Below are 8,148 nucleotides of genomic sequence, written 5' to 3' on the forward strand. Positions count from 1 at the left end.
CAAAAAACACCATACACTAAAAAGCGTAAAATAAAAACCTAAAAGGCAAAATACCGCGTATATGATAATCTTAGTTCTTAAAACAAGAGCGAAACTAACCATCGCAAGCAGAAACCGCTCTCGTTACTCCCCGTATATAGTACTCTTTCAACAAAAGAGTCAATATCATTTTTTAATTTTTTCAAAAAATAAAATATGGACTCTAAAAATGCTATTTCAACACATCAAAATCAAATAATAAAACAGACAAACATAAACAGGCTGGCTTTAAAGAAAGTAGACGCCTCATGGCCATGCATAAAAATCAGGAAATACCGCTAAAATGGATTAATCATGATAGCCTTTGTTTAATGCTCCTTTAAATATTGCTTTAAAGGGATTTCTCGGCGTAAGATTGATGGGAGATTGCGGGATAAAAAGAATTATATGATCGGTAATCTGTCAATCAAATTCTTGTAGAAAGATGCTAAGCTATGTTAGCTTTCTTGATTTAATATTGAAAAGTACGCTTAAAATCTATGTGGGATAACGAACAACAAAAAAACGATCCCGGGCAAGATCCTGCTCTTGTCGTTAAACGCTTGCGGCCTGAACACCGACAGGTCTCGGTCCGTTGGCTTACGGGAACTGTGCTTACGGGAATCACTTCCTGCATTCTTATGGGAATTGCACTTTTTACGGCTCTTGATGAACAACAGCGATTGGTAACACCGCCACAATGGTTTACAAAAGAAAATTTCTCACAAGTTCAAGCCCCTGAAGCCAATGGCTATAAAAGAGATCGTATTGCTCCCACGCACGCACGGCAAAGCTTCGATAGTAAACGCCAATTTGAACTATCAATCTTGCAAAAAAAGGGGGACGAAAAAATCATTCAAACACAACATTTTGAATGGATTCGCATGGCTTTAGCCGAAAAGCGCTCCCAGAAATATAGTTATCCAAAATTTGATTCTTTCAGTGTTCTTGCCAGTGATTCGAAAAATCAAAGCATCAATCTACAAGATTCTGGACAGATTTACGGCGCAAAAATCGAAACAAAACTCACCTTACGCAGCTATGACTTTAAGATCAATCAATTCGATTTTGAGGACACTGATACACTAACAGATGAAGAGGCACAACAAGAGGTACAAAAAGCTGGATTTACGTTAGAAAAAAGTACCGAACTCCTTTCTGTTCTTACCCTCATCGATCCTTTAAAATTGGAAGATATATCTTCTGATTCCCAAGAAACCGAATCTCCGGAAGTCCGAATCGTTCAAGAAAATGTAACGGTTTCTCCTCAAAATCAGCGGATCGATCTGACAAAAAATTATGTTGAAGATATTATTCCTATTCGTAAAAAACAAAAGATCGCTGATGCTTTTAAAAACACCAGTTACACAAAGAATCAAGTTGAACAAGTTGTAGGCACTCTCGAAAAATTGAGCCTTTCCGATACTCTTAAAGAGGGAACTCTTTTACGCATTGGTATCGTGACACAAGCTGGAGAAGAAGACCATCTCGTACGCGCAAGTATTTATCAAGGGATGTATCATGTTCTCACCATTGCCCTGAATGATAAAGGCCAATTCATTGAAAGCACAGAGCCTAGAATGTCTAAAGCGCTTAAAACAGCTTTTCAAAATGGTATTCCCCATTCTTATATCAATAGCGCGCAATTACCAACGGCTTATGATGCACTCTATAGTGCTTTGCTGAGCCATAATATATCACTATCGCTTTCTCATCGTCTTATTCGTCTGCTTGCCACCAATATTGATATGAAAAGCACAATAACCCCCAATGATCAGATCGAAATATTTTATGCTGTACCCCAAAGCGATAAAGAAACCAAAAATGGCAAAAAGAACCTAAAAGCAAAAGAACCGTTTAAAAGCACTGATCCAGAAATTCGTTATATTAGTGCAACTTTTGGCAATACAACTTATAAATATTACCGTTATCAATTAAAAGATGGAAGCGTTGATTATTATGATTCTGAAGGGAAGAGTTCAAAGCCTTTCTTGCTCCGCAAACCCATACCAAATGGTATTTTCGGTTCCCCCTTTGGTCCACGCAAACATCCTATTTTAGGCTATGTGCGCATGCATACAGGGGTTGATTGGGTTGCTCCAAAAGGATCCCCTATTATTGCTGTAGGAGATGGTATTGTCACAAAAGTAGGTGTAACAGGCGGCTATGGAAACCATACGGAAATTCAACATGCCAATGGATATGTCAGCAGTTATTCACACCAAAGCCGTTATGCACCAGAGATCAAACCAGGCGTGAAAGTACGACAAGGGCAAATCATTGGATATGTTGGAACAACAGGGATGGCAACCGGTCCCCATTGTCACTTTGAAATCATTGTCAATGGCGTCAAAGTTGATCCCATGCGCATTCGTATACCGGATAGCAAAGCTTTAACCAATCAAGACCTGCAAACATTCCTACAAGAAAAAAACAATATTGATTCCTTAATCAACAGCCCAATAACACCATCCGAAGAGACCTAAAGCATGAAAAGCACCGTGCCAATGTATTCTTCATAAATAAGGATAATACAGTCTTTAGAAATATCCCAGCCTATATATCAGGAGCACTCTTTAGAAGAAGTTATTACCTTATAAAATATGTTAAAGCTTATAAGAAAATGACAGAAAACCAACTTTTTACGAAGATCTTGGTCTCATAGGAAGTGATACAGAATTCTTTAAAAGTTGTCGTAATTTATAGAGGCATTTTTCTTTTCAACCACAACAAACAAAAAACTTTCAAAGAGAGCTTTATGAGAGCGGTGCATCCTTTGCATCGCCTGTGTTGAGTTTTGGCAAAGGAATGACAATTTTGGTTCCTCCTAAAGAAGATGTTTCAAAAAGTGGTTTTTCACCAAATTGCATACAAAGCTGTTCCACCACCACACGACCAAGCCCTGCCTTTTGTTTTAAAGTTTGGTTTTTCATCCCCACGCCATCATCTTCCACAATAAGCATCAATTGTCCATTGGCTTGAGGACCAAAGGAGATATAAATATGCCCCGCTCGTTGATCAGGAAAAGCATGTTTTAAGGAATTGGTCAGCAATTCACCGAGGATAATTCCAAGGGTTGTGGCATCTCTTGAAGATAGACGACAATCTTTAAAGTCCGTGTGAATGGTAATGTTTTCACGCAATTCAAAAGGAACCGACAATTCGACATCATGGACAACAGAACTGAGAAAATCGGCCAAGAGAGTCGTTTCCATATCATCACTCAAGCGCAAACGACGATGGGCTGTGGAAATTGTCTGAATACGATCCCGTGCCGCTCCTAGAACAGAACGGACTTCTTCATTTTTACTCCGACTTAATTGAAGCCCCAGCAAAGAAGACACCGTCCCAAGAGAGTTACCAATGCGATGACTTGCATCCTGCAATAATATCTCAACCCGTTGGCGCTCTTTTTCGGCATGATTGCGTGCTCTTTCTAATTCTTGTGTTCGTTCTTTCACACGGGCTTCAAGAGCGGCATTTTCGCTATGAAGCAGCAATTGATACAATTTTAAAGAGCGCACATCACGCTGAAAACGATTAATCACAAAATAGGCAGAGATAAAAGTACTCACAACAGAAATAATAGCTGCCAATGTTAAAGCAGCTCGCATCAATGCGATGCCCTCACGCTGTTTTTGTCGCACCACATCATCGCCATTAATAAAACTTGTCATCAATTGTGCTAACCGTGCCACGGGAATTCTTGAGACGTCCAACGACACAGAAGGTTGAGAAGATTGATCCGGAAGTGTATCAAGAGCCTGCATATGGGCGTTCATAAACGCTTTTCGTGCTTCAACCTCGCCTTTAAAAGCCGTAAACCATTCGTCCCATTGCGGATGTGCATAAACAATAAGTGCGATATAATCGAGAATATCGCCCAACGCCCGCTCTGCATTTTCAAAGCGGACCTTATCTTCCGCCTTGTGTGTTTTTGCATAGCTACGATCAGCAACAGCCATATCAATCAGGTTAATGAGGACCAAATCAGCCTGTTCGCGCAATTCTGAACTTGTATTTAACTGGGAAACTTCCCGATCAACGGCATTGGAAAGCAATATAATAAAAACCGATGCTAAAAGAGCCATCACAAGGGAAACAACAATCGCTGCCCATCTCCAGCGTGATATCGTTGCATCAGAAGAAGACATTTGAGGCAGCAAATTTGTTTTTGTTGTCATAGAATTTCCATTGGCGAACTTGAAAGTCGTCATTTTTCAGTACAAAGGAAGGCAACCTTATGGAACAAACACCAAAAGCCCATGAGAGCGTTTCATATAAGCTTTTCTTGTGTTCCGAAGAGATACACGCCAAACATTCTGAATTTCCTCAGATACTGACTTTACTGTAATAGCTATAATGGGAATAAAAAAAACAAGGCTATCCATCATAATTATTATGCTTTTTTAGCCGTTAAATGAACACAATGTACTGCCCGCTGAATAAGAATCAGGACCATAATCGGATTCACCGTCAACATGAAGAAGCTCCTGTAATCGATGACGCGCCCTGCTCACACGGCTTTTAATGGTACCAACAGCACAGCCACAAATAGCCGCAGCATCTTCATAAGAAAATCCTGATGCCCCAATGAGAATAATGGCTTCTCTTTGATCGGCTGAAAGCAGATTTAAGGCTTTTTTAAAATCTTGCAAATCAAGCGATCCATATTGAGCAGGATGAACCGCAACATTTTGGGTAAAGACACCGTCGGTATCTTGAACTTCTCTTCCCTTTTTGCGCATTTGACTATAAAATTCATTGCGCAAAATCGTAAAAAGCCACGCTTTGAGATTGGTTCCCATCTCAAAACTATCTTGCTTAGCCCATGCTTTCATAACCGTATCTTGGACCAAATCTTCAGCTTTATCATGCTTGCCACTTAAAGAAACAGCAAAAGCACGCAGAGTAGGCAACACCAAAAGGAGTTCTTGTTTAAAGTTTTTCGCGCAATTTGACATAAAGGTTTCAAACCTTTTCCACATTGTTTAAGGCAAATTGCTCTGCACGCTCCAACTTCTCTAAAAGCTCGAGCAAACGCCGTGGAAGCGCTTCTTCTTGAATTTCCATGTAAAATTGGCGTAATTTCCGTGCTATTTCACTGTTGGGCCCGAGAAGATCATCTCCAACTTTAAAGTGTGTGGTGAGATTTTTTTCATCACGGTCGTTCATTTTTCATCCCCCTAATCCATATAATATAAGTAGCACCGCGAAGAATTTTTTCGCTATATGGTTGTAAATATAGCTATCGGGAAAAAGTTCCATACAAATCGGAACTTTTTTATCTGTTGAGAATTTCAACCAACAAAATGCTTGAAAGGTCAAAGGAGTTATATATTATGTCATTATCAACGCGCATTGCCCCGCATCTTCCCTATCTTCGGCGTTTTGCCCGTTCTGTTACGGGAAGCCAATTCTCTGGCGATGCTTATGTATCAGCAATGTTGGAAGCTCTCATTGCCGACATTTCCATTTTTCCCAAAGCATCCAGTGACCGGATTGGTACCTATTGGCTTTTTTGCCATCTTTTTGACCAAACAACCCCGAATATTCCTGAGCCCTTGCCACAATTTGGACTAGAACAAAAAACCAGTGCCAAATTATCTTATCTGACCCCCCGTGCACGCCAAGCATTTTTGCTCATTGCCGTTGAAGGATTTAATGAACAAGAAGCCAGTGAAATCATGAATCTGGATACGAAAGAGTTTCGCAAGCTTCTCAACCAAGCCTCCATTGATATTTCTCAACAAATTGCCACACAAGTGATGATTATTGAAGATGAGCCTCTTATTGCGCTTGATATTGAGCAAATGGTAGAAAGCTTAGGTCATCATGTTGTAGGCATCGCGCGCACGCGTGATGAAGCTGTCATCATGTATCATAAGAAAAAACCACGGTTAATTTTAGCGGATATTCAATTAGCCGATAACAGTTCAGGCATTGATGCTGTCAACGAGATTTTGAAAAACGACCGTATACCTGTGATTTTTATCACAGCTTTTCCCGAAAGGTTACTGACCGGCGAGCGTCCAGAACCGACTTTTTTAATCACCAAACCTTTTAATCCTGATATGGTGAAAGCGCTTATTTCGCAGGCTTTATTTTTTCAAGAGAATGCTTCTAAAGCGGCTTAAAAGAAAGTAAACCTCTTCAATTATGATTGTTACGCCTCTTTCAAAGCCTCCCATGGATAGATCTCATATCAGCGCGCTCATGCAAGCGATTCGTGGTGCTGATATTTGTGTTCTCTATCAGGCAACAAATCTGGTTTATTTATGGGCTGAAAACTTACCACAACACCTACACCATAAATGGCGGGTTGGGTGTCGTGATAGCGACTTTTTTTCGCTTGACCTTGCAGACAATATGGAAACCATTAAATTGCAAATTTTAGCCAGTGGCAAAATGCAAACCATTGAAGCGCGTTTTGAAGATACGAGCAAACAAGAAATTTGGTATAAATTTTCCATCGATTGCCACCGCAATGACAACGGAGACATTATCGGTATTATCACCACCGGTGTTAATATTTCCGGCTTACGCCGTCGTGAACAAGTGCTTAAAATCCTCCTACGAGAAGTCAGCCACCGTTCTAAAAATCTTCTAGCGATCATTCAAAGTATTGCCAGCCAAACGGCCCGCTATACTGAAACGCTTCAGGTTTTCTTACGCAAATTTCAAGGTCGTCTTCATTCTCTTTCTCATTCTCAAGATCTGATCACCGATTCCGATTGGCGTGGCGCCCAATTTCGTGAATTGGTCCAAACGCAAGCTTTCGGCTATTTAATGAAAGACACAGAACGTTTTTCACTTGAAGGCGTGGATCCTTATCTTTTTCCCAATGCCGCTTTGCATATTGGTTTGGCTTTTCATGAATTGATTGTCAATTCTCTTTCTTTTGGAGCCCTTTCCCAAGAAAAGGGCCATGTCTATGTACGCTGTGAAATCGAAACAAAATTGAATGGCAAAACGCACCTACTCATCACTTGGAACGAGCACTTTGAATCCGGCATCCCTCCCACAAACAATGAAAAAGCCTGTTTTGGGAGTGCCGTTCTCGAAAAAATTGTTCCCATTTCTGTCAATGGCACAGCTTCCTTCAAATTGACAAAAGAAGGGATTTTTTATTGCCTTTCTGTTCCGGATACTTATTTTGATATTTTTTCTTAAAAGAGCCTTTCAAACCATAAACTCCTCTCTTCAAAAAAATTTCTAAGCTGTTCAGCCCTGTTTTTATTCAGCCAAAAGATATTTTCCAACCTCGCAAAAAACCTTAACAATGAAAATGCCACAGTCAAAATCCATTCCCGCTGTCCATCAACGTCCATCCCTCCTATAACAACCTATTAAAAAGCAAAAACCCAAACGATGAAAAGCAAGCCGTTTCAGCTTTTTATATGCCCAAATAAAGAAAACCTACCTCTCTTTTTGGGTAATGTTCTTGTGTAATTTTCGCCATGCGCATAGCTTTTTATTTTTGAAAAAGATGAAATTTCAAGAATTAAAGCCAACATCTATCATCACTCTTCGAACTTTACGGGGCTTACATCGGCGACAACCACAATGGACTGATAGAAAACACAATGTTAATATTTTTACTTATCGTGTTTCAAATCATCCTCTTCACAAAAAAACATCCAACACAGAAGACACTTTTCTCTTCACGCACTTTTTTAATATTTCTTAATAGCCTCCAAGCTCATTTCAAAACAGCGCCTGTAAATAGGCGCCCCTCCCCCGTAAAGTGAGCCATCAAGCCTTTTTGTACCTTCATACCCCTCTTTACTCCCTAAAAGCATCAGTTGAGCACCATCACCCCCCATACAAAAAACCTTTAACATCAAAGAGCATTCACAAGGGATATTTTTAGTGCTTTTTCAAATATTTCCTCACCCATAAATTCTCTCCACAAGCTTGGCTTTTATGAGGTGCGAACCAATAATTTTGATTGATTCAATCTAGAAAATTGCTTGGAACTCCCTTGGAACTCCCTTGGAACTCCCTTGGAACTCCCTTGGAACTCCCTTGGAACTCCCTTGGAACTCCCTTGGAACTCCCTTGGAACTCCCTTGGAACTCCCTTGGAACTCCCTTGGAACTCCCTTGGAACTCCCTTGGAACTCCCTTG

The 8,148-nt window shown here is 40.2% G+C and carries 7 protein-coding genes; 3 read left to right on the top strand and 4 right to left on the bottom strand.

Features of this window, described 5'->3' with window-relative positions; genetic code table 11:
• Positions 1 to 518 precede the first annotated feature (518 nt).
• Positions 519 to 2,504, top strand: coding sequence for a M23 family metallopeptidase (locus HWX04_RS07420; protein ID WP_175869503.1), 1,986 nt, complete (start codon positions 519 to 521; stop codon positions 2,502 to 2,504).
• A 270-nt stretch (positions 2,505 to 2,774) separates the two neighbouring features.
• On the opposite strand, the gene HWX04_RS07425 is transcribed toward HWX04_RS07420, so the two are convergent.
• From HWX04_RS07425 to HWX04_RS07435, 3 genes are all read right to left on the bottom strand, one after another.
• Entirely contained in the window at positions 2,775 to 4,202 is a 1,428-nt protein-coding gene (locus tag HWX04_RS07425) for a sensor histidine kinase (protein WP_175869504.1), read from the bottom strand.
• 225 nt (positions 4,203 to 4,427) lie between these two features.
• The gene (locus HWX04_RS07430; protein WP_175869505.1) at positions 4,428 to 4,982 is read right to left on the bottom strand and encodes an RNA polymerase sigma factor; all 555 of its coding nucleotides are present in this window, start codon (positions 4,980 to 4,982) and stop codon (positions 4,428 to 4,430) included.
• A gap of 7 nt (positions 4,983 to 4,989) precedes the next feature.
• Positions 4,990 to 5,193, bottom strand: a complete 204-nt coding sequence (locus tag HWX04_RS07435) for a NepR family anti-sigma factor (protein WP_175869506.1) — start codon at positions 5,191 to 5,193, stop codon at positions 4,990 to 4,992.
• 167 nt (positions 5,194 to 5,360) lie between these two features.
• Between HWX04_RS07435 and HWX04_RS07440 the strand changes: the two genes are divergently transcribed.
• On the top strand, positions 5,361 to 6,155 hold the full coding sequence (locus HWX04_RS07440; RefSeq protein ID WP_175869507.1) for a response regulator: 795 nt from the start codon (positions 5,361 to 5,363) through the stop codon (positions 6,153 to 6,155).
• 22 nt (positions 6,156 to 6,177) lie between these two features.
• Positions 6,178 to 7,191 (top strand): sensor histidine kinase, encoded by a 1,014-nt coding sequence (locus tag HWX04_RS07445; protein ID WP_175869508.1) that lies wholly within the window; start codon positions 6,178 to 6,180, stop codon positions 7,189 to 7,191.
• A 503-nt stretch (positions 7,192 to 7,694) separates the two neighbouring features.
• Here the strand turns inward: HWX04_RS07445 and HWX04_RS07450 are convergent.
• Entirely contained in the window at positions 7,695 to 7,844 is a 150-nt protein-coding gene (locus HWX04_RS07450; protein ID WP_175869509.1) for a hypothetical protein, read from the bottom strand.
• Between the last annotated feature and the right edge of the window lie 304 nt (positions 7,845 to 8,148).

Origin of the sequence: Bartonella gabonensis, from assembly GCF_903679515.1 — a bacterium.
Lineage (GTDB): Bacteria > Pseudomonadota > Alphaproteobacteria > Rhizobiales > Rhizobiaceae > Bartonella > Bartonella gabonensis.

What these genes read in the sequence shown, in the direction of transcription:
- HWX04_RS07420 (WP_175869503.1), top strand. Translation starts at nt 519, where the DNA reads ATGTGGGATAACGAACAACAAAAAAACGATCCCGGGCAAGATCCTGCT.
- HWX04_RS07425 (WP_175869504.1), bottom strand. Translation starts at nt 4,202, where the DNA reads ATGACAACAAAAACAAATTTGCTGCCTCAAATGTCTTCTTCTGATGCA.
- HWX04_RS07430 (WP_175869505.1), bottom strand. Translation starts at nt 4,982, where the DNA reads ATGTCAAATTGCGCGAAAAACTTTAAACAAGAACTCCTTTTGGTGTTG.
- HWX04_RS07435 (WP_175869506.1), bottom strand. Translation starts at nt 5,193, where the DNA reads ATGAACGACCGTGATGAAAAAAATCTCACCACACACTTTAAAGTTGGA.
- HWX04_RS07440 (WP_175869507.1), top strand. Translation starts at nt 5,361, where the DNA reads ATGTCATTATCAACGCGCATTGCCCCGCATCTTCCCTATCTTCGGCGT.
- HWX04_RS07445 (WP_175869508.1), top strand. Translation starts at nt 6,178, where the DNA reads ATGATTGTTACGCCTCTTTCAAAGCCTCCCATGGATAGATCTCATATC.
- HWX04_RS07450 (WP_175869509.1), bottom strand. Translation starts at nt 7,844, where the DNA reads ATGGGGGGTGATGGTGCTCAACTGATGCTTTTAGGGAGTAAAGAGGGG.